At 39.1% G+C, this 22,104-nt stretch carries 21 protein-coding genes; 16 read left to right on the top strand and 5 right to left on the bottom strand.

Annotated elements, in window-relative coordinates:
• Positions 1-1,582: methyl-accepting chemotaxis protein (locus DOT_RS06040; RefSeq protein ID WP_009615541.1), on the top strand; the 1,582-nt coding region annotated here is incomplete at its 5' end.
• 142 nt (positions 1,583-1,724) lie between these two features.
• On the opposite strand, the gene DOT_RS06035 is transcribed toward DOT_RS06040, so the two are convergent.
• Entirely contained in the window at positions 1,725-2,033 is a 309-nt protein-coding gene (locus tag DOT_RS06035) for a ferritin family protein (RefSeq protein WP_009615536.1), read from the bottom strand.
• Positions 2,034-2,575: 542 nt separating this feature from the next.
• On the opposite strand from DOT_RS06035, the gene DOT_RS06030 reads away from it, so the two are divergent.
• Together DOT_RS06030 and DOT_RS06025 are read left to right on the top strand one after the other, a co-directional pair.
• Positions 2,576-3,121 carry a chromate transporter gene (locus DOT_RS06030; protein WP_242833778.1) on the top strand — a complete coding sequence of 182 codons (546 nt, stop codon included), beginning with the start codon at positions 2,576-2,578 and terminating at the stop codon, positions 3,119-3,121.
• Positions 3,108-3,659, top strand: coding sequence for a chromate transporter (locus DOT_RS06025; RefSeq protein WP_009615532.1), 552 nt, complete (start codon positions 3,108-3,110; stop codon positions 3,657-3,659). Before DOT_RS06030 ends, DOT_RS06025 begins: the two co-directional genes overlap by 14 nt.
• A gap of 93 nt (positions 3,660-3,752) precedes the next feature.
• Here the strand turns inward: DOT_RS06025 and DOT_RS06020 are convergent, their stop codons facing one another.
• On the bottom strand, positions 3,753-4,379 hold the full coding sequence (locus DOT_RS06020) for a hypothetical protein (protein ID WP_009615530.1): 627 nt from the start codon (positions 4,377-4,379) through the stop codon (positions 3,753-3,755).
• 203 nt (positions 4,380-4,582) lie between these two features.
• Between DOT_RS06020 and DOT_RS06015 the strand changes: the two genes are divergently transcribed.
• Positions 4,583-5,398, top strand: coding sequence for a hypothetical protein (locus DOT_RS06015; RefSeq protein ID WP_207637032.1), 816 nt, complete (start codon positions 4,583-4,585; stop codon positions 5,396-5,398).
• Positions 5,399-5,541: 143 nt separating this feature from the next.
• Here the strand turns inward: DOT_RS06015 and DOT_RS06010 are convergent, their stop codons facing one another.
• Both DOT_RS06010 and DOT_RS30980 read right to left on the bottom strand, forming a co-directional pair.
• Entirely contained in the window at positions 5,542-7,368 is a 1,827-nt protein-coding gene (locus DOT_RS06010) for a SulP family inorganic anion transporter (RefSeq protein WP_009615525.1), read from the bottom strand.
• Positions 7,369-7,671: 303 nt separating this feature from the next.
• Complete coding sequence (locus DOT_RS30980; protein ID WP_009615523.1) at positions 7,672-7,824, bottom strand: hypothetical protein; 153 nt, start codon at positions 7,822-7,824, stop codon at positions 7,672-7,674.
• A 988-nt stretch (positions 7,825-8,812) separates the two neighbouring features.
• On the opposite strand from DOT_RS30980, the gene DOT_RS06005 reads away from it, so the two are divergent.
• From DOT_RS06005 to DOT_RS05955, 12 genes are all read left to right on the top strand, one after another.
• Positions 8,813-9,268, top strand: coding sequence for a MarR family transcriptional regulator (locus DOT_RS06005; RefSeq protein ID WP_040411380.1), 456 nt, complete (start codon positions 8,813-8,815; stop codon positions 9,266-9,268).
• Positions 9,265-10,701: an MFS transporter gene (locus DOT_RS06000; RefSeq protein WP_009615519.1), complete on the top strand. Its 1,437-nt coding sequence runs from the start codon at positions 9,265-9,267 to the stop codon at positions 10,699-10,701. Before DOT_RS06005 ends, DOT_RS06000 begins: the two co-directional genes overlap by 4 nt.
• A 272-nt stretch (positions 10,702-10,973) precedes the next feature.
• On the top strand, positions 10,974-11,648 hold the full coding sequence (locus DOT_RS05995) for a cobalamin-dependent protein (RefSeq protein ID WP_040411376.1): 675 nt from the start codon (positions 10,974-10,976) through the stop codon (positions 11,646-11,648).
• Entirely contained in the window at positions 11,648-12,346 is a 699-nt protein-coding gene (locus tag DOT_RS05990) for a GntR family transcriptional regulator (RefSeq protein ID WP_009615515.1), read from the top strand. The genes DOT_RS05995 and DOT_RS05990 overlap by 1 nt, the downstream gene beginning before the upstream one ends.
• A 385-nt stretch (positions 12,347-12,731) precedes the next feature.
• Positions 12,732-13,544, top strand: coding sequence for a methyltetrahydrofolate cobalamin methyltransferase (locus DOT_RS05985; RefSeq protein ID WP_009615513.1), 813 nt, complete (start codon positions 12,732-12,734; stop codon positions 13,542-13,544).
• Between the two features lie 106 nt (positions 13,545-13,650).
• Positions 13,651-14,289, top strand: a complete 639-nt coding sequence (locus DOT_RS05980; RefSeq protein ID WP_009615511.1) for a cobalamin-dependent protein — start codon at positions 13,651-13,653, stop codon at positions 14,287-14,289.
• 1 nt (position 14,290) lies between these two features.
• Positions 14,291-15,445 (top strand): uroporphyrinogen decarboxylase family protein, encoded by a 1,155-nt coding sequence (locus tag DOT_RS05975; RefSeq protein WP_009615509.1) that lies wholly within the window; start codon positions 14,291-14,293, stop codon positions 15,443-15,445.
• Positions 15,446-15,465: 20 nt separating this feature from the next.
• Positions 15,466-15,609 carry a hypothetical protein gene (locus DOT_RS30975; protein ID WP_009615507.1) on the top strand — a complete coding sequence of 48 codons (144 nt, stop codon included), beginning with the start codon at positions 15,466-15,468 and terminating at the stop codon, positions 15,607-15,609.
• A gap of 262 nt (positions 15,610-15,871) precedes the next feature.
• Positions 15,872-17,233, top strand: a complete 1,362-nt coding sequence (locus tag DOT_RS05970) for a glycoside-pentoside-hexuronide (GPH):cation symporter (protein WP_009615505.1) — start codon at positions 15,872-15,874, stop codon at positions 17,231-17,233.
• Positions 17,234-17,388: 155 nt separating this feature from the next.
• Complete coding sequence (locus DOT_RS05965; RefSeq protein ID WP_009615503.1) at positions 17,389-18,240, top strand: methyl-accepting chemotaxis protein; 852 nt, start codon at positions 17,389-17,391, stop codon at positions 18,238-18,240.
• Between the two features lie 54 nt (positions 18,241-18,294).
• Positions 18,295-19,737, top strand: a complete 1,443-nt coding sequence (locus DOT_RS05960; protein ID WP_009615501.1) for an MFS transporter — start codon at positions 18,295-18,297, stop codon at positions 19,735-19,737.
• Between the two features lie 107 nt (positions 19,738-19,844).
• A complete protein-coding gene (locus DOT_RS05955) occupies positions 19,845-21,515 on the top strand; it encodes a formate--tetrahydrofolate ligase (RefSeq protein WP_009615498.1) in 1,671 nt (556 codons plus the stop codon).
• A 100-nt stretch (positions 21,516-21,615) separates the two neighbouring features.
• Here the strand turns inward: DOT_RS05955 and DOT_RS05950 are convergent, their stop codons facing one another.
• Entirely contained in the window at positions 21,616-22,041 is a 426-nt protein-coding gene (locus DOT_RS05950) for a flavin reductase family protein (protein ID WP_157998420.1), read from the bottom strand.
• Positions 22,042-22,104 lie beyond the last annotated feature (63 nt).

The following is a 22,104-nucleotide window of genomic DNA, read 5'->3' as shown; positions in this document are numbered from 1 at the left end:
AGAGAAATACTCTGGCGACTTGAGTAAACAACCATTACTTAAACGAGTCATCGCTGGTGAGAAGATATTATCTGGTGTCTATCAGGCACAAAAGGGATTAGCCTTTGTAGGGGTAGCGCAAGTGCTTGGTAACAATGGCACGGGTGAAAAGGCAGGATTTATAGTGTTTGGTAAATACCTTACTACTGACCAAATTGGAACCGTTAAACAGCTAACAGGGGCGGACATATCCGTGCTACCAAGAGCGGGAGAAACTTTAACCACAAATAAACTATTTGCTAGTAAGGGAATAAATGGTTCTGTAGTGCAAAATGTTGAGAGTGGTGTATCCTACTTAACGAGTTATACACCTTTAAAAGACATTAACAATAAAGAAATTGGTCAGCTCGCCGTTACAATTACAGCAAATGCTAGCCTGGCAGCAAGAAATGACTTATTAAAAGTATCGATAGTAATCCTTATCGTTAGTGTATTATTAGCAATTGTAATAGGTTTGATTGCAGCAGGCCTAATAATTAAACCAATTGTTATTACGTCAGACCTCTTAACTGAAGTTACAGCAGGAGATTTTAGCCACGAACATAAAGTCGATTCAAAAGGTGAAATAGGAGAAATGATAAAAGCTTATAACGGCATGATTGGTGGTCTAAGAGTTTATGTCCAAGGGACAAACGATAGTGCCGAAGAATTAGCCAACTCAACCAGCATGTTTTCCACTAATATTGACTACCTAGCCAAAGCAAGTGAGGAAATAACCAGAGGGGTACAAGAAGTTGCCACGATGGTGGAAAATGTCCAAACAAACACAAAACTAACAGCCGATTCGGTACAAAGAATGACTGAGGGTATCCAAGAGATATCTGGAAATTCCTTGAGGGTCTATGAACTAGCTATTCAAACAGCTCAGTCTGCTGAATCAGGTGTTAAGGAAATAGAATCTGCGGTAACCCAAATGAACACTATTTTAAATCAATCAAAGAATATGGAGAAGGAAGTAGTTTACCTTGATCAAAATTCACAAAAGGTTGGACAAATAACCGAAGTTATAACAGCAATAGCTTCACAGACAAATTTACTAGCATTGAATGCAGCAATTGAGGCTGCAAGAGCAGGTGAGAATGGCAGAGAGTTTTCTGTAGTTGCTGATGAAGTAAGAAAACTAGCTGAAGGTGCCACCGAAGCAGCAAATGAAATTAAAACGATCGTCTTTGAAATACAGAAAGGAACAGAAAGTGTTACGAAATCGATTCTAAATGAGGCTAGTGCGATTGCTGAAGGAGCAGAGCTTGTGCGAAATACCGGACAGTCCTTTGCGGAAATTCAGCAAGCGGCATTGAATGTTACAGACAAGGCTAAATATATTACAACAGAAACTAAACAATTAGCCGTCGAAAGTGAAGAGATCGTACGTAAAATGATTGAAGCTGAAGAAAATGCTGTACAAGTATCAAGTAGTGCGCAAAACATCGCAGCAGCTACTCAGGAGCAAGCTGCTTCGGTGCAAGAGGTTGCCGGTTCAGTTGGTAGTTTGAATGTAATGGCCCAGAGATTAAAAGACCTAAGTAGTAATTTTAAAGTGTAGTAATTAAAAAAGGGACGAGGCTAATTGAGTTTGCTCTATACTCAACTAGTCGCTTCCCTTTTTGTGAGATGTAAGTCATTAGTTATTACAATATAATCAGATATTGAGTTGGTTGGTCAAGGGTCAATATATCAGGGGAAACTTATTTGTTCTTCAATGCCTGGATCTCTTCTTCAACTTCCTGAGCACCTTCTATGTAAAATTTCTCTTCGTCAGGAGCCAACTCTTTTAATAGTCTTAGAAACTCTCCTGCGTGGACCTTTTCTTCATCAGCAATATCCGTTAATACTTCAATTGCTAATTTGTTGTCCGTTGATTCCGCTAACTGCATATATAATTGGATAGCTTCATATTCTGCGGAAATCATGAATCTAATGGCCCTAATTAATTCTTGTTCGGTCAGTTTGCGATCTTTTGCAAGCCCGGAAAATGGATTGCCGAAATCTGGCATAATGTTTACCTCCCTTTATTATTGTAGAATCAACCAGAAGCCCAATTAGTTCAGTGGTTTCTTGCTTGAAGGGTTATAAACTGAAAGAAAACTTACTTGCAATATTATTGTATTTCATAGGAACAATTTGTCAATATTTATACCAAATTTTAGAGAGAAACTTCAAGGCATTTTCCCACAATTATCTATTTCCCATTTCCACTAATACCTATAATACCTAAATTTTTGTCTTCTCAGATAACAATAACAACACTTTTTCTGCAACTCATTTTTGCAAGTCTGGAATTTGATCAGGCTTTTTGCCATAAGGCATTATAAAATTAAATCACAGGGAGAAGATCGTAGGTCAAGACAGGAAACACTAACATAAATTCTTTATAAATGGTATACCGTATACCATTTTCTCTTGCATTTCTTAGTAAAAGTTTTATAATTAAGACATTAAGAATGTATAAATTTCTAAAAGAAGAAAGGGCAATTAGTCTAATTCTAAACTCGTTTGAAGAGAAGGGTAGAGAGGAACTATGAAAATATTGCTAGAGATGTTTATCACATTTTTTAAGATCGGATGTTTAGCATTTGGTGGAGGTTATGCCGTCATAGCCATCTTGCAAAAAGAGGTGGTCGAACTGAAACAATGGGTTGGCAATGATGAATTGACAGATATAATGGCTATTTCTCAAACCCTTCCAGGGATTATTTTTGTCAATTCAGCGACCATGATTGGCTATCGAAGAAAAGGTATGCTAGGTGCAATGATCGCGACCCTCTCTTCAATCCTACCAACCTTTTTTTTAATACTGCTTCTGACATCTGTTATATGGGGATTTACGGACAATGTAATAGTCCATAAAGCCTTTACAGGAATACTGTTGGGAGTCACTGCTTTGATTCTTAATTCTGTTAAGAAAACCTGGAAAACAGCGGTCAGACATAACTCTGACATAGTGTTGGCCCTCTTGGCAACTGCCCTTTTACTCTTTACCAAAGTTAACGTCGTGGTTATTCTGCTACTTATGGCTGGACTAGGTTTGGGTAAAAACCTATATCTTATGAGGGTTGAGGGCAAAAAAAATGGAGCTAATTGAATTATTTATAGTATTTCTGAAAATTGGAGCTGTTAGTTTTGGTGGCGGCTATGCAATGATTCCATTTTTCGAGACAGAAATGGTATCCCATAACTGGGTGTCATTGGCTGACTATATCAAAGTTATCGCTATTGCACAGGTAGTACCCGGGCCATTTGCTGTAGATTCATCATCTTATATTGGCTTCAAGGTAGCAGGTATACTTGGTGCAGTAATTGCTACCATAGCCCTTTGTATTCCTTCATTTACTGCTTCTGTTATCATTACCAAATTCTATACTCAGTTTAAAACGAATAAGTATGTAAATGCTCTTTTGATTGGAGTAAGACCGGCTGTGCTTGGTCTGCTCATCAGTGCTGCCTATATTATTGGTATAAAACCCTTATATCAAGTAAGCAATACCCTGATATCTTTGACGATGCTAAAAGCAATTTTTGTAATAGGGGTCGGATATTATGTATTAAACCAGAAGAAGGTCAAAGTAGGTACTTTCACGTTCATAGCTGCTACAGCGGTGGTTGGAATAATATTATTCTAATGCGACCCTTTATAGTCCAAAAGCGAACCTAGTTTTCTAGGTTCGCTTTTGTGCTAAGAGTGTTATAATGTCCCCAAAAAGATAATAGGAAGTCTAATGATAGCCCACATAACGTGGTAGTGATTGATCGAACTCATACTCATTACATGCGCCGACCATATCTGAGGAAGCGGCATCATATTTTGCTTGTATAGAGACATCATTATTAATTTTATTAGAAGATGATGCGAATATAGTGGGGTCTGCCAACATAACCAGAGCTTTCGCCGCTGACAAACCGTAAATAGTATTGTTCCAGACTGAAGAACAATGAGTCTTGGTCAAACGCAGCCTTTTAAATAAACCAACTTTTTGCCCACCAGTATATAAAATTCCCCAAGTTAGCATAGATGCTACAAGTCCTTTACTCAGGTAGTGGTCTTTGCCGGTTTTCTTAAGTATATAGAGTAATGGAATTCCGGAAACTGAACCAACGGCCAAATGCAATAGTTCACCCAAAATAAAGTTTTTTCTTTGCTTAGTTCTAAAAGGAGAAACAAAAAATTGGCCAGCTATATGTCCATAGGTTACTTCAGATTTCTTAATCTTATAAAGCACCATATTAGACAAATCCATAGAAACAGTGCCTATTAAACCTCCAAGAAGCCCTGTAGTAATAGAATCTTTCATCGTTCCAATTTTTTGTACTTTATCGAATAATTTTATAAATGATCTCAACATATTCACATTCACCCCCTTATGTTCATTAGATTGCTCCTTTTTAAGCTTTCTAGTATCTCAATATTTACCAAGATAGATCTGTTTACACGCCATTAGATATCTAAAGAACTTCTTGACAAGATCTATAGAATTACACCTTATATCTATCACAATATATGCCTAAGATAAGTATGTCGTTAGATAAATATGGTACACGATCCAAAATGAAAGGAGTATTGGTATGTATGTGGTCTAAGAAGATAGTGTTAATCAGTGTCATTTCAACTACCGCTCTACTGGCCTCAGTAGGTATCGCCAGTGCTATGCCGGATCTTGGTTTAGGTCAATTAACCCAAAAATCAGGGATTGCTTTCAGTCACATCAACAAGAAAGCGGGGGGAGCAGGCTTTCTTGGTTCTATGGGTTCTGTGATGAATATTCTAGCTCAAGATTTGAATAATATCTCAACGGAAACTCTAATAACTGATTTAAACGCTGGTAAAAGCATCAACGACATCGCAACTGCTCAAGGTGTTGATAAGGCTAAACTGGCTCAGGATGTTCAAGATGCTCTGACAGCAAACATTGAGCAAGCGGTTCAATCGGGTAAACTAACAGAAGAGCAAGCTACAACTATGAAGTCGAAGGTTACCGAACAAGTTCAGAATTTACTTAGCCGAACACAGCAAGCTAAAGTCAACAGAGGAGCAGAGTTCGGCGCTTCCATGAGTTCTGTGATGAATGTTGTAGCTCAGGATTTAAATATCTCAACGGAAACGCTGATGTCTGATTTAAAAGCTGGTAAAAGCATCAATGACATTGCTACGGCCCAAGATGTGGATAAGACTAAACTAGCTCAGGATGTTCAAGCTGCTTTGGCAGCGAACATTGATCAGGCGGTTCAAGCCGGAAAAATCACAGAAGAGCAGGCGGCAACGATGAAGTCAAAGCTTGCTGAGCAAGGGCAAAGTTTACTTAGCCGGACACATCAAAGTCATACAAGGAAAAATAGTGCTTTAGCCACAACTTCAAATCTATAATAATCCGTGAGATATATGATAACATATAGGGCGAACTGAAATCTGATACGTTTAGACACAGCCAAGTATCACACCTTTTGGTGTGATACTTGGCTGTGTTTACCTCTTATTGGTCGCAGGATGGACAGAAGAATAATATCATTCTAGAAAGAACCAGTGTTTGCAGCTGGCGAGACAGAATCGATTATCGTACACGCCGCCGATTTTTTTGCAGTATCGCCAACTCCACATTTTAGAGCAGCTCTTGCTCTCTCTAAAGCGTTAGTGGAAGAAGCAAAAACCTCATTCTCTGACATGAAGATATTGTCGATGCCGATATCAGAATCAATATTCGACTTCTTAAGCATTACGTCAAGGTCTGATTTTACACCGCTGATGATCAGAATTCCACCAGCTTCCCTAACATTACGAATAAAAACTTTCAAAGTACTGATTGATGTTAAATCAATTGTCGTAACATACTTCATTCTTAAGATGAACACTTTGGATTTATTGACTAAATTGTCCAGTCTGTCGCCCAGGTCTGTTGCCGCGCCAAAGTAAAGATTTCCTTCTAATTGGATGATTAAGACATCCACCTGTTCTTTGAGCGAGTCAATTTCTTGTTCAATAATTTGAGAATCTTTTCCTTGTGATGGGATTAGAAGTTTGATCGGTGCTTTGTTGGTATCTTTCAGGTATAAGACAATGGAGAGAGCAATTCCTGCGTATATCGCATAATCAAGATTAAGAAGGACAATGACTAGAACACATGTTACCCACATGGCAATGGAGTCCGATGATAATACGCCCGCTTTGACTACCTTCTTGATTTCCTTTTTGTCGATCAAACCGTAGCCAGTAACGATGAGGACTCCAGCAAGGCATGGACTGGGAATATATTTTGCATAGGGGGCAAAGAAGAGAAGGACGAGGGCAACAAACACACCTGACAGGATTCCGGAGAATCTGCTGGTTGCTCCGTTGATGTAGTTGATAGCAGAACGCGAGAAGGAACCGGATGAAGGAAAACACTGAAAGAAAGAAGCCACTACATTTGCTATACCCTGTCCGATAAATTCCTGATTAGAATCGATTTTTTGGCGTGTATTAGTAGAAATGGCTTTGGATATCGATATGGCTTCTACCAGTCCGATAATGGAAATTGCAAAGGCTCCGCTGAGCATATCTCTCAAAGAAGTAAGACTGAATTGGACCATCTGAAAAGGGGGCAAGGCGGAAGGAATAGTACCTGTGAGTTTGACACCCTTCTTATCTAAAGCAAACATTATGATAAAGAAGATTGGAACGGTGATACCGATTAAAGCACCGGGCAAATTTTTACTGATCTTTTTGCAAATTACAATTATCACCATCGTCATTAGTCCTAGGCCAAGGGAATAGTAGTTGGTTTGACTTATATGGGTTATAATGTAATACATTTTTTCCATGGTTGACATGCCGGATGAACCTTTGATAGACATACCGAGTAATGTATTTACTTGTCCAAGAGCGATTAACACACCCGCTCCAGCAGTAAAACCTACCAATACAGTATGGGACACGAAATCTATCACCTTACCCAGTTTAATGACTCCATAAATTATTTGTAAGACTCCCACGAGGAACGTCATTAGAAAGAGCATTTGATAGGCATTGGGAAGTCCCATATATCGAATCATGGCACTCGCTGTGAGTAAACATATGGCATTGGTTGGACCGGTAATCAGTTGATTCGAGCAACCAAAAGCTGAGCCGATGATGGCTGCTACGATACCTGTATATAGACCATAAACCGGGCTAACGCCTGCGATCAATGCATAAGCCATGTACTGTGGTATACCTACGACGGTCACCGTTAAGGCAGCAATAATGTCTTTCCTAATGTTTTCCTTTTTGTAGTTTCGAATAGTTTCGAGTATCGGTATATATTTACTGATTGCGAAGCTAGACACACGAATCCCACCTTTCATCCAAATCGCAACAGCCAAGAGATCAACCTCCGGCGGCGATCAGCTTACTTCGAGGCTTTTTTCCCGAAATACATAGTCGGTAGTTTAAAATGCTTCAACGCGAAGTGAGGCCTTATGCCTTAAAGTAGATGATAATCCTGTAATCATCGCCAGGCCTTTTTCATGATATAGTGCTCTGGCGGGTAAAGTTATAGGACCACGTTATTACGAATTTGTGATATAATACCTTTGATATACCTTCTTAGCGGCCTTTAGAGGCTGCTTTTTTTTACTTATCAGAAAGTATAACTTCGTTACATACTTTCTGTAGCATAAGGGCAACTAGGCAGCCGCCTGCACTAAGGCTGCAAGAAGGGTAATTCGTGCGAAGACAGTGCTGCAAGAAGGTTTAACCCGTGCGAAGACAGTGTCTTCGTGGGCGCCAGCCAAGTTTTCTTTAATTGATAGCTCTGAGGTACTAAAAAGTTCAAACATGTCCTCGTCCTCCTCTATGTTGTTTTTGCTGCATGTAATCAACAAAAACAATTCCAAAAACAGCAACCATTACGATGATAGAGATGAAACCCATTACCATTCTTGTTCACTTCCTTTCTTCTCGTATATATTGATGATCACAAGTAAAGGTTAGCATTGTGAGAATACTGTGTCTATAGCATATCGATATACTCATACTCATTTTCTGTTATGGTTAATTTTATTAGTTTTAAGTTCATTTGTCGTAATAATGCGGATTTTGTATTTCTTTATTACTATGTTACTTTTCATAATCTCGAGGATGGAACAGGAACCAAGAAGAATGCTCGCTTACGCTTAATTATGTCTTACAAAGAGAAGCACAAAATGTATCGTTATTGAGAACCTCCTATTATATCTATAACGAAACAGACAACATTGCTCATGGTGCCATTGAGACTTAGGTTTTCAGCTTAAATCTACTCCACAGCCCTAACTCTATGAATATGATTGACTTGAAGGTTAAAAAATGGCCTGTTACGTAATATACTTTTCAGATAAGTATCCCGAGTTAGGTCTATATTTTTGATGTTGAAATTATTAATTAGTAATTATCTGTACACTTCAGTAACCAATAAATTTCTGTTAAAAGCAGAAGTACCTATTATTGTAATATTTTATGTTATTAATATAAATGGCTTTAAATATTTGAAAATGGATAATTTTTCCGAAAGATTAACTTGTGAAATACTGTTCATATAATAGGAACTCTCTCTTGAGAGTGAAGAAGCAAAAGTCAGTCACAAACAAAAGTATTTAAAAACTTTTTGTTGCTTAGAAAAAGTAATTTTACAGGTATAACACATTAAAGTAATTACAAGAATAGTTGCGTATGCAACTAAAATGAATTACAATAAATAAGTTGCATACGCAACTAAATTGCAGTTGATTTTTACAACCCTATCGTTTTTCTGCTTTTGCTTATTTTACTTGGGAGGATGAAGTGGTTTTGAAAAGTAATGAGAGTTCAGTTGTGCGTTGTATTTCTATACTTTATCGTTACGGACAATCCTACATTGCCAAAAGGCTAGAATATTTAAACATAGGAAGTGGGCAGTATGTTTATTTGATGACGTTATTTCGAAAAGGTGAAATCAGTCAAGAGGAATTATCGAATCATTTAAAGATAGATAAAGGAACCACGGCAAAGGCAATAAAAAAACTAGAAGAGGAGGGCTATCTTGTAAGAAACCCTGACTTGAGGGATAAACGAGCTTATAAGATTTCCTTGACTCCAAAAGCGTTAGAGGTCATTCCCGCGATCCAAGCCGCTGCTAAAGATTGGGAAAACGTTATAACTTCTGGTCTCTCCGAAGATGAGAGTTTTAGGGTTGAACAAATTCTACAGAGGATGGCAGAAAATACGTATCATTTTAAAATAGAAAATGAGGAGAGCGGAAAATGAAAAATATTGAATACAAATGGGTAGCCCTTTCGTGTACATCGCTAGGAGCTCTGTTATCGGTATTGAGCAGCAGCACATTAATTATTGCTCTTCCGGACATTATGAGGGAATTACATGCAAGTATGAATGCTATCATCTGGACAGTAATGATCTACATGTTAGCTATTACAATTTTAGTTCCCTCAATTGGTAGGATTGCGGATATGATTGGGCGAAAGAAACTTTTTGTAAGTGGGTTTATGATATTTACAATAGGCTCTGTTTTATGTGGATTTTCTGAAACGGCCTGGCAGCTTATCTTGTTTAGATTCGTTCAGTCAATTGGAGGGGCATTGCTCTTAGCAATTAGTACTCCTATTGTTGCCGACGCCTTTCCCAAAGGAGAACTTGGCAAAGCCTTAGGAATCAACGGAATGATTATCAGTGTTGGTTCCGTTATCGGTCCAATTCTTGGAGGAGCCTTTGTTTTAATCGGCTGGAGATGGATATTCTACATCAATCTCCCTATTGGGATATTTGGAACAATATGGGCATGGAGGCAGCTCAAAGAATTGGAGATACTCCCTCAAAAACAGAAATTCGATTGGCTAGGAACCTTATCGTTTACAATTGGTATGCTTACCTTATTGGTAGCTCTAACATTAGGAGGGTTTAAGGGATGGTTAAATCTATCCACTCTTGTGTTGTTTGCCTTGGCAGTTGTTTTTATGATTACATTTATCAAGATTGAAAGCAGCATAGAGCACCCAATGCTTGACCTAAGTCTTTTTAAAAACAGAATACTTGCTTTTGCTTACACTAGTAATCTGCTCAACGGGATAGCTCGTGGGGCCGTAACTTTTTTGCTTGTTTTCTATTTCCAGGGCATAAAAGGTCTTGATCCCGTTGTGGCAGGCATACTTTTGACTCCTTTCGCCTTATCAATGATGATAATGGCCCCGATCAGCGGAAGATTGTCCGACCGTTATGGCTCAAGGATGTTAAGTTCTGTTGGACTCTTAATATCAGCTTTGGGACTTATCGGAATGATGGAAATTAAAGCGACCACATCAATAACCGAATTGGCAATCTGGATGTTTATTTCTGGACTAGGTTCAGGGATGTTCTTCTCTCCGAATACAAGTGCCATCATGGGCGCCGTCTCGCCCCAAAGACGAGGGATAGCAGGCGGTATTAGAACAATGATGAATAACGCAGGAAGTGTCATAAGTATGGCGCTATCAATGGCGATCATTTCTTCAAGCATAACACCGGAAGCTTTACAAGGGCTTTTTTCAGGTACTCAGGTAGGATCTCAAGGAATTGCAGTAGCTCAGTTTGTGGCAGGGTTAAGAACTGCTTTTATGATTTCGTTTATCATGAGTCTGATGGGAGCAGTAATTTCCTATATGCGTGGTAGTGAGAAAACAGATTTAGTTAAAGTGACGTCTTAAACCAACTTTTAATAACAAACGTACGAGAATTACGAAATCGTGCGTTTGTTATTTTTATAAGGCGCCTAGGATATGTGTATAGTGCGGGTGTGAAACAGGCATTTATGTTTGACAAATGTATTTTCAGAATATAATATAAAATGTATACCTGTATATATTGTTATTAATTACTTTCTAAAGGAAATTTTATTCTGCTAAATTAACAGGATAGACCCTTAAAAGGGACAATATAATGTCTGTAAACTCTAAATATAGGTTTGGTGGTGGAGAAAATGAACGATTTCAACAAAATGGACGAATCTTTAATTAGGTTTGTAGAGCAGCTAGACGAAGAGAATACACTTATATTGGCCAATGAAGCGTTAGTTGAAGGAATGGACCCCATATACCTGTTAGATTTAATGAACGAAGGAATGAAACGGGTAGGAAAACTTTATGATAGTAAAGACTATTATATAGCTGACTTAATTATGGCGGGCCTGATTTTTAGACAAGTTTTGGAACTGGAAAAAATGACGGCTTTTTTCCATGGAACTTATGATAAAAAAACTGGAAAAACCGTTATAGGAACAGTAAAAGGAGATATTCATGACATTGGAAAAGATATTTTCAGGCATATGTTAGAGGCATATGGCTTCGATGTGATTGATCTTGGAGTAGATGTGCCAAGAGAAATCTTTGTGAAAAATGTAGAGAAGCATAAACCAGATATCGTGGCACTTAGCGGTGTATTAACCAGTACAGTAGAAGAAATGAAAGAAGTAGTTAATGCTTTGATAGAAGCATGTCTGAGAGATCAAGTAAAGATTATTATTGGCGCAAACCATCTCACCCAAGCTACGTTCAGATATATTGGGGCAGATAGCTTTGCCACAGATGCTTCTGAAGGAGCTAAAGTGTGTAAGGAATGGATGAATGTAGGTTATGGACAAGGAGTAGAAGGGTAATGGCTAATCCGGTTTATATCAAAATCGTTGAAGATATAAAGCAAAAGGTAAATAGTGCTGAGTTAAAACCAGGTGACACGGTTCCGCCAGAGGCAGCACTTTGTAAAGAATATGGCGTGAGTCGAATGACTGTCAGAAAAGGTCTGGCGATTTTGGTAAATGAAGGATATATCTTTTCTGTTCCTGGTAAAGGAAGTTACGTTCAGAAACCAGAAGTCAATAAATACACCTTACTCTACGATGAGATGAATAACCCTATTAACAGTGTTGATAAAGCAAGACTGTTAGAAGTGAATATTATTATGCCTGACGAAAAGTTAGCAGATGAGTTGCAGACTACTAGAAACAAGCATGTTATTATGATTCGCAGGTTATTCTATACAGATGGCGCTCCAGTGGCGTATGATAATAAATATCTGCTTTATAGCAAGGGGATGCCTATTGTAGAAAAGGAAATTGAACAGGCTACATTCCAGGAAATGGTATCGAATAGCATGCCCATTTTTGCATTAAAGAAAAAAATAAGTATTAGTGCTCAGATGCCTAACGAAGAGATTAAACGATATTTGAATATTTACGATGAGCTTGCCTTACTAGTTGTTGAGCAAAAACTTTACAACAATGAGAACAAGCCGATAGGCATAGGTGTAACTTACTATCGGGGAGACTACATTAAATTGCAGGGTTATAGTGAATAATTTTTGAGAAGAGCTGTTTAATGACAGCTTGTGTTAGAGCCTGGTTTTCTGAAAAATTTCATGATTTGATTTTGAGGGCTATTTACCTACTTCATAGGTGAATAGCCCTCTCTTTTAGGGAAATATACAGACCAGTGCCTTGAAAAGTCTCAAGTTCTTAAGTTTCAGCATTTGTATTTGTAGTTGTATCGGAATGCTGGGTATGGTTCTTTTGTTTCGCTTGCGGGTTCTCGTATGCATTCTCGAGTGACAAATCAGACTTATCTAATAGTTTTGAATTAGTGAAAAATATAATTTGACAAAGTAATTGAATATTGATAATATTATTTTAAAATACATGTATATACAAGAATAGCCAGGGAAAAAGGGAGGGGAACTTACTTAGATGATTATTATTGGCGAGAAAATAAATGGAACCATACCAAGTGTTAAAAAAGCCATCGAGGAAAAGGATGAGGAATTTATTCGAAGACTTGCAATAAGGCAGGCAGAAGCAGGTGCCGATTATCTAGATGTATGTGCAAGCACTGCGCCAGATGTTGAAGTAGATACTTTATTATGGTTAATGGACATTATACAGGACGCAGTGGATACACCTTTATGTATCGACAGTCCCAATCCACTGGTTATCGAGAAAGTCTTTTCGCGTGCCAAACGGCCTGGCTTAATCAACTCCGTATCTGAAGAAGGAGGAAAATGTGAGATAATTTATCCAATAATTCAAGGAACAAAATGGGAGGTTATAGCCCTAACGTGCGACAATAGAGGTATCCCAAAAGATATTCAAACAAGGGTTGAGATAACAAAAGTCTTGGTTGAAAAAGCCTTAAGTCATGCTATAACTCCAGATAGAATCCATCTGGATCCTTTAGTCATGGCGCTATCTGCTGATAATCAATCTCTGATAAACTTCGTTCAAACATTAAAAGAAGTTAAAAACCTATACCCAACCATTAAGGTAACTTCTGGTTTGAGCAATATATCCTTTGGGATGCCTTTAAGAAAAGTGATTAATCAGCATTTCTTGACCTTAGCAATCGACGCGGGAATGGATTCTGCAATCTTAGATCCATGTAATCGGGATATGATAACGACATTGTATATAACCGACGCGTTGCTAGGGAAGGATCGCCTTTGCAGAAATTACTTGAATGCCTATCGTAAAAACAAGATTGGCCCCGAAAAAGTGGATGCTTAATTGGCAGAGCGAGCAGAACTATTTTTTAATTAACCATGTATATACAGCTAGATGGTAGTATATTCAGAACTAATAAATTATCCAACTAATTTGAGGAGGTTTGGTTATGATCGATTTACAGGTACTGACACAAGCGGTAGGAGACCTGGACGAAAAGACTATTTTAACTATGATCAACGATTTTGTAGCTACAAATCCCAGTGGTGAAGATGCCCAAAAAGTTGTTTTTGCTTGCCAACAAGGTATGGCGATCGTTGGGGATCTGTTTGAGAGGAACGAATACTATGTGGGAGACTTGATTTTTGCCGGAGAATTACTATCCACAACGATTGATATTCTAAAACCTGTGTTAAGTGGCGTAGCTACGCAAAAAGTTGGTTCTATAGTTATAGGTACTGTCCAGGGAGATTTACACGATATTGGCAAGAATATTTTTGGCAGCATGGCGGAAGCGGCAGGCTTTAACGTGTACGACTTAGGAATTGATGTATCACCTAGTGCGTTTGTCGAGAAAGCGAAAGAAGTTAAACCACAAATCATTGGGATGAGTGGGGTTCTGACTCTTGCTATTGATTCCATGAAAAGCACCGTCAAGGCACTAAACGAAGCAGGCCTAAGAGATAGCGTAAAAATAATTATTGGTGGGAATCCTGTCAATGAGGACGCTTGTAAGCAAATCGGTGCAGACGCTTTTACGACCAATGCTGCAGAAGGTCTCAAAACTTGTCAAGGGTGGGTGAAATAACATGACCGACGTCGTAGCTCTGACGAATGAACGAAATCAGATGTTTCGCGACTTATTTAGCGGAAAGACCCCAAAACGTGTGCCAATTAGTAATCCGGCTACACAGGATTTTGCTATTCAATATGCCGGTTTAGACTTGGCCGAGTGCCAATGGGATTTGACGAAATTAGAGCCAGTCTATGATAAGTTTTGTCAAGATTTTATAACGGACACTTATCCTGGTGGTTCCATAAGAATTCCTTCACACTATCAACTTCTGGGATCAACACCAATTATCATGAGTTCCAGTGGATTTATGCAGCACCCAGAAGTCGTGGGCTTGTTGGCCGAGGAATATGATCAGTTTATCGCGTCGCCTTATGACTGCATTATCGAAACTATTTTACCTCGACTATACACTGAGCTTAATGGGGAACCTGGTAAAGTTGCTATGGCCTTAGCAAAAGCCATGCGAGTACATTCTGACGATATGGCCTACCTAGGAACGATCAGAGCGAAAATGAATGCAAAATATGGTTTCGCTACAATGGGTGCTGCTCTTACTGAAGCTCCATTTGATTTTATGGCGGACTTCCTGAGAAGTTTCAAAGGGATTTCAGGTGATGTTAGACGGTATCCGGATAAGGTATCAGCTGCCTGTGAAGCGGTGTTACCATTGATGGTTAAGAAAGGTACTCTGCCAAATCCTTCGATGCTAGGCTATACGTTTATACCACTTCATATGGCGCCCTATTTGCGGGATAAGGATTTTGCAGCGTTGTACTGGCCAACATTTAAGAAATTGATAGAAACATTGGCTGAAATGGGTCAGACTGTCCAATTGTTTGTGGAAAATGACTGGATGAGATACCTCGATTATCTGTATGAATTGCCAGAAAATACGATTATGAGGTTTGAATACGGCGACCCGAAACTTGTTAAGGAAAAGCTTGGCAAGAAGCATATTGTTTCTGGGTTCTATCCTATTACATTGCTGCAAACGGGGACAAAGCAGCAATGTGTTGACAAAGCGAAAGAATTATTAGACATTCTTGCTCCTGGTGGAAGGTATTGGTGGCAAGCGGACAAGAGTATTATAAATTTAGAAGCAAGTGGCCCGGTCGTGGAAAATCTCAGAGCTGTCTTGGAGTATGTTCATGAAAACGGAACCTACTAATGCTAGGAGGAGAAGATAAGATGGATTCGAAATATTATGAGACTTGGGAAGAATATTTAGCACAACACCCGGAATTAGAAGGTAAGCCTACCCAAGCAATCGCGCCTAAGATCGAAAGATATGAAGACCTTATGTTCACCTTTATTATGGATTTATTATTGTAGTCTTTTTTTAAAAGTATTGTAGTTAATAGGGCAACGCTGGATCTCGAGGGGAAGCACTATGCATATATGCAAAATGGATTGCTAAATCGGGGACAGAGGTTGCCCGTCTTTAACCAGAAAAATTTCCGAATATTCTTTAGTTTAAATTCCAACTACACGGCGGATACGAGAGTTAATTAAAAGAACTGAAGTGACAAAAAGGGAAATAATTTGCTAGCTGCAAGAAGAAAGAAATTATTTTTTGGGAGGAGAGATTATGATGATGGAAAAGAGATTAAAGAAGTCGATTATTAATCTTTATGGGTTACCATCGTTTGGATTTCAATTATTTGTAAACATGGAAGTATTTTATTTCGCAGCGTTTTTAACGGATTTTGCAAAGCTACCAATGGCTTTAGTCGGAATTGTATTAATGGTTACAAGTGTTTTTGATATCCTGTGGGTTCCTACTTCAGGAGTCATATTGGAAAAGAGCAATATGAGATGGGGAAAATACCGTTCATGGTTACTTGTGGGACCTCCTTTTGCTGCATTGTTCTTTATCCTGCAATTTTCTAAAATTGGTTCCCCGGCAATTAATGCAATTATCATTATAATTGGATTTCTCGTGAGTCATTTAATTTGGAACATTTTTTACGGTGGACATATCGCCTTGAACTCCTCAATGACAACGGTTAGAGAAGAACGAATTGCCATGGCCTCAAACAGGGGGATGTTTAATTCACTTGGTGCCATTGGTTTTTCCCTGATTGGCATGCCGCTGATTTTGACGCTTGGCAAAGGCACGGCAATGGGGTATACGCTTACTGTTGTAATCACAGGCGCTGTTATGATTGCTGCATATTACGCCTTGTTCTTCATGACCAAAGACTATGCTTTTCACGGAACTGCCGTATCATCCGGTAAAACAGAGGATAAGATGTCTATTGGTGATATGCTGAAACAGATCATAGTAAATCCGCCTCTTATTGGTTTGATGTTAGGTGAACTAGGAAGATATTTAGGAAGGTTTGTTATCTTTGGACTGGCTTTCTATTACTTCAAATATGTTGTAAATAACCTAGCCGTTATTACGATTTTTATGACCGGGCTTAACGTTGTATGTTTCTTTGGGGCTGCGATTACAAATCCGATTGCCAAAAAGATCGGAGAACGAAATACGTATATTTTGTCCCTTCTAATATTTATAATCGGGCTGTTGGCCGTGTGGGCATTGCCAATGAGTTACATTTCGTTCATGGTAATAATGTTCATTGCCTATTTGGGATATGGAATGCCCGATGCCTTAGGTGTTGCAATGTATTCAGCTACTGTAGATTATGGCGAATGGAAAACAGGAAAGAATGCAAGAGGTTTTATTATGTCTTTGATCAGTTTTCCCATTAAGGCGGCTATCCTTGTAAGAAGTGTTGTAATCACTGCAGTACTTGCAGGAGCAGGATATGTTGCGAATATGAATCCTTCCATAGAACTGGCAAATGGTATAAAAAATGGAATTGCATTAGTTCCTGCAGTCATTATGCTAATAGGGTTGCTGTTTATTATCTTCCTTTATAAGATCACACCACAGAACCTTACGAAAATGCAAAAAGAGATAGCTGCAAGAAAAGCCCAACAGGTTTGATTAGTTGCTCGTTCATCTCCATATATCTTTGGAGCGTTGTTTGACAAACAATAAGTGCCTAATTAAAACTCGAATAAGAGAGATGATTGAGCTCATCTCTCCTATTCGATACACCCTGCAGGGGCGGCTAATATGATGGATAGGATTTGAAGCTAATGGAAGAAAAATATCTCCAAAAATTTATTGAGATAATGCCAAGTTTGAATGAAGTTATGCAAGACGATATTACCGTCATTGTATTTGATCTTAGACAAGAGATTATCGCAGCTTATGCGCCAGGGCAACTCAAAATGCCTGCAAAAGTTGGGGATCGAATAAAAGTCATGGATAATTACAACCATGTTAAGAAAACAAAAGCACAATTAGAGTCGATTGTTCCCACAAGATTCTTCGGAGTTCCTGCTAAAGGTCTTCTTACACCAGTCTTTGATGAAAATGGAGAAGTTGTTGCCATAGTATCGGTTTCTAAGAGCATCGAAAAAGAGGCTGTAATCGAAAACAGTACTTCAGAACTCTTCTCCTCCATGGAACAATTAAACGCTGGTATAGAGGAAGTTGCTTCGAGTTCACAGCAACTATCGACTTTTATTAAAGAAATTGACGAATTTAGTGCACAGACAGAAGATAAAATTAAGGACATCGACAGCATAATCGAGGATATTAAGAATATCTCAAAACATTCAAACCTCCTTGCCTTAAATGCATCGATAGAAGCTGCAAGAGCGGGAGAGGCAGGTAGAGGATTCAGTGTCGTAGCTAAAGAAATGGGTAAACTCTCAAGCGATAGTAAGGAGTCGGCAGAAAAGGCGGCAGAATCGCTTTTGGAAATTAAGAAGGCGATTGAGTTGATCAGTGAAAAGATCAAAAGGACAAGCCTTTCGTCGGAGAACCAAGCGGCAGCAACTGAAGAGATGGCAGCTACGACTGATGAAATTGTCTCCATTGCAAAGCAACTTGCTGATTTAGTAAAAGTTAAAACTGTAGATGAAATAATCCAAAATAAATAATTTAACTACTTTCTTGCTGATCACAAAAGATGCTCATGTAAAGGAGATGCTTGAATGACAGAGCAGAAGGTGAAAGGGTGGCAAAGGTATCATACGATTTGGGTAATGCTCTTCATTGGTTGGGTAGTTTCGTATGCTGATCGAACATTAACGGGTCCAGTTGTTACGTGGATGATTAGCAATAAGGTTGGCTTTTTGCAAGCTGCCAGTAACCCTCATGCTCTTGGCGGATTACTTGGGAGCTTATTTTTTGCAGGATATATGCTTACTCAATTTCCGGGAGGGTATTTTGGAGACAAATTTGGTTACAGGACTGTCATTGTCATCAGTGTCTTTTGGGCAGGTATTACCACTCTATTAACGGGATTAACGGGTGGCTTAGTGGCTTTTATAGCTTTGCGGGTCTTTACTGGACTTGGTGAGGGGGTTCTATATTCGAATGACCGTTCCTTGGTTGCCCAAGTAACTCCTCCTAATAAGCTTGGTTTAGGTATGGGTGTAGTAATGGGCGGACTTACTGTGGGTTTGTCAGCCGCTTTGGTGGGAACAGTCTATCTAATTGAATGGGCAGAACCTTTAATGGGTGTGAATGCTTGGAAAGCGCCTTTTCTTACCCTAGGGACCATCACGATCATCGTCGCATTCTTTATACGCCAGGCTTTGAAAACACAAGAAGGAAATGCCGTGGATAATTTCGGAAAGGCGCTTTCGAATTTATTTCGATATTCTATTGTATTTTTAATAGCTATTATGGCTGTCTATTTTATAACAAACGCCTTGCATTTAAGCGATGTAATGATCGCTGTTATCTTAACGTGTTTAGCTTTTATACTTATCGCTTTTATTTTTATCAAGAAGGGAAATGAAGTTAGCCCGATATTGAAGGACAAAAATCTTTTATTAATTTATGTCTCATATATTGCAGTGTTGTGGCATCTCTGGTTTTATGGCTTTTGGGGGGGCGCTGTTATCAAAGATTTTGGTGGCGGTACTCTAGCGTCGGCCCTACTGGTTATTTCGTTTAACGCTATAGCTGGGGTAATCGGTTTTCCGTTAGGTGGAAAAATTTCTGACATGGTAGCCCATAAAACCAATGGTCGTCGTAACGTATTAATCGCAATGGAAGCACTTCTAACTGTATTTATCTTTGTTTTTGCAGCCTATGTCATGTCCGGAAGAAAAGATATGGTTATGCAATCAACCATCCTCTTTGTTTCTGGTTTAATCTTCTTTGCTCTCCAAGCTGTAGCCCACGCCCTTACTTCAGAAATTGCGCCTGTTCATTTGCGTGGAGCGGCGTTTGGAATGCTAAACCTTGTGTCTGAAATTGGTGCGGTTTTGTCGCCGGTAGTTTCCGGTGCCATACGAGATAGTACAGGAAGCTGGGGAACCCCCTTAATTTTAGATGGTGTTTTAATGGGTTTAAGTTGTGTAATGATCATGGGAGTAAGTTCGAAGATTTCTGATAGGAGCACTAAAATGGAATTGACAAAATAATTGAATATTGGTAATATACTATTAGAAATAGATGTATATACAGGTATATTCATATTTATCTTAGAGGTATTTACTAGTCTAAATAAAACAGAAGAGGAGAAATTAACATGAAAAGTGATATCGAAATTGCCCAGGCAGCAGTAATGAAACCAATCCTAGAGATTGCTAAAAACCTAGATTTGCAAGAAGATGAGATCGAGTCCTATGGTAAATACAAAGCTAAAATTAATCTGAATGTTTGGAAGCGTTTAAAAGATAAGCCCGATGGTAAGCTCATCTTAGTCACTGCTATTAATCCAACGCCTGCAGGAGAGGGTAAAACCACAACAACTGTGGGATTAGGACAAGCTCTCTCCAAAATGGGCAAAAATGCTATGATAGCGATCCGAGAACCATCCCTGGGGCCTTGCTTCGGGGTCAAAGGTGGAGCCGCTGGAGGTGGATATGCTCAAGTTGTGCCCATGGAAGATATTAATCTGCACTTTACAGGAGATTTCCATGCTATCACTTCGGCTCATAGTCTCTTAGCAGCGATGTTGGATAACAGTATTCAACAGGGGAATCCTTTAAACATTGATCCACGCCAAGTTGTATTTCGCCGTGTTGTAGATATGAATGATCGTGCCTTACGTAAAATTGTGATGGGTTTAGGTGGTCGTATGGAAGGAGTTCCTCGCGAAAGTGGTTATGATATCACCGTTGCTTCTGAAGTTATGGCGATCCTCTGTTTAGCAAGTGATCTGATGGATCTTAAAGCACGTTTTGGTAAGATTGTCGTGGCCTATACTTATGATGGAAAACCTGTAACAGCTCATGATTTAGGAGCCGAAGGAGCAATGGCACTTCTGATGAAAGACGCCATCAAGCCTAATCTTGTACAAACCTTGGAAAATACACCAGTCTTTATCCACGGTGGACCGTTTGCCAACATTGCTCATGGCTGTAACAGTATCATGGCTACGAAGATGGGTCTTAAGCTGGCAGATTACCTAGTGACCGAGGCTGGCTTTGGTGCTGACCTTGGAGCAGAAAAGTTCTTTGATCTGAAGTGCCGCTTCGGTGGACTGAAACCTGAGGCTGTTGTCATTGTGGCCACGATTCGGGCCTTGAAGATGAACGGCGGGGTAGCTAAAGATCAATTAGGCCATGAAGATTTAGAAGCTTTAGCGCGAGGTATTGTTAATCTAGAGAAACACATTGAAAATATGGCTAAATTCCAGGTTCCTGCGGTTGTAGCAATTAATCGATTCCCCACGGATACTGAGGCCGAATTAGAGTTTGTACGCAAGAAATGTCAGGAGTTAGGTGCTGAAGTAGCACTTTCGGAAGTGTTTACACGAGGTGGGGAAGGTGGTAAAGAACTTGCTGAGACAATCCTCTCAGTGTTAGAACACAAGCAATCTCACTTCAAAGTTCTCTATGAATTGGAGTTATCTATAGAGGAGAAGATCGAGAAAATAGCTAAAGAAATTTATGGTGCTGATGGTGTTAATTTCGATAAAGCAGCTCAAGCTTCTATAAAGAAATATGTTGAGATGGGTTATGGTAATTTGCCTGTCTGTATGGCAAAAACACAGTACTCACTCTCAGATGACGCTGCTCGGTTAGGTCGCCCAACTGATTTTACAATCACAGTACGAGAAATTCGTCTTTCTGCAGGAGCTGGTTTTTTGGTAGCAATTACTGGTGCAATTATGACTATGCCGGGCTTGCCGAAACGTCCTGCAGCAATGAACATGGATATTGATGAGAATGGTGTAATTGCGGGGTTGTTCTAAGCACATCGATCAAGATAATATGTACTAAAAGGGATGCCGAATCGGCATCCCTCGATTATTTTCTAAGGATATTAATTGGCAAGAGATTGCTTCTAACTACTTAAAGAGAAGGGGCATTTTTATATTCCTTGCCAATTGACCAGCAATCAGCAAATGCTTTTCCTAGCTGCCAATACTTCCCGCTAGGCATATCGAAAAGTATAGGTTTAACTTTGGCCAAATCTATCTTGTTGTTTGTCAATATTTCATTGCAATATGTGTTTACTGGTTGAACAAAGAATACCTCATGTTTCGGTATGTCAATACTGTTCACGACGTTACATTCCATACTTATTGGTGCATCTTTAATCATTGGAGCACCTTTTAGTTCCCCGTAAAAACTCTCGAAAACTTTAGATTTATCGTGATTTGCGCCGGATATAATTCCAATAAAATCAGTTTTTACGACCATATCCTGAGAGGGGATGTTGATACTCAAGGTCATATTCTCCTTAGTGCCTTTGATTGAATAGCGTTTTTTGACCATACTGAGTGACAGTGTGCTGAAATCGATGATACCAATGAGATACACAATAACCCAAAAATCTCT

Origin of the sequence: Desulfosporosinus sp. OT (genome assembly GCF_000224515.1) — a bacterium.
Taxonomy (GTDB): domain Bacteria; phylum Bacillota; class Desulfitobacteriia; order Desulfitobacteriales; family Desulfitobacteriaceae; genus Desulfosporosinus.
The sequence above is the reverse complement of the archived record's forward strand: the minus strand, read 5'-3'. Positions and strand labels throughout refer to the sequence as shown.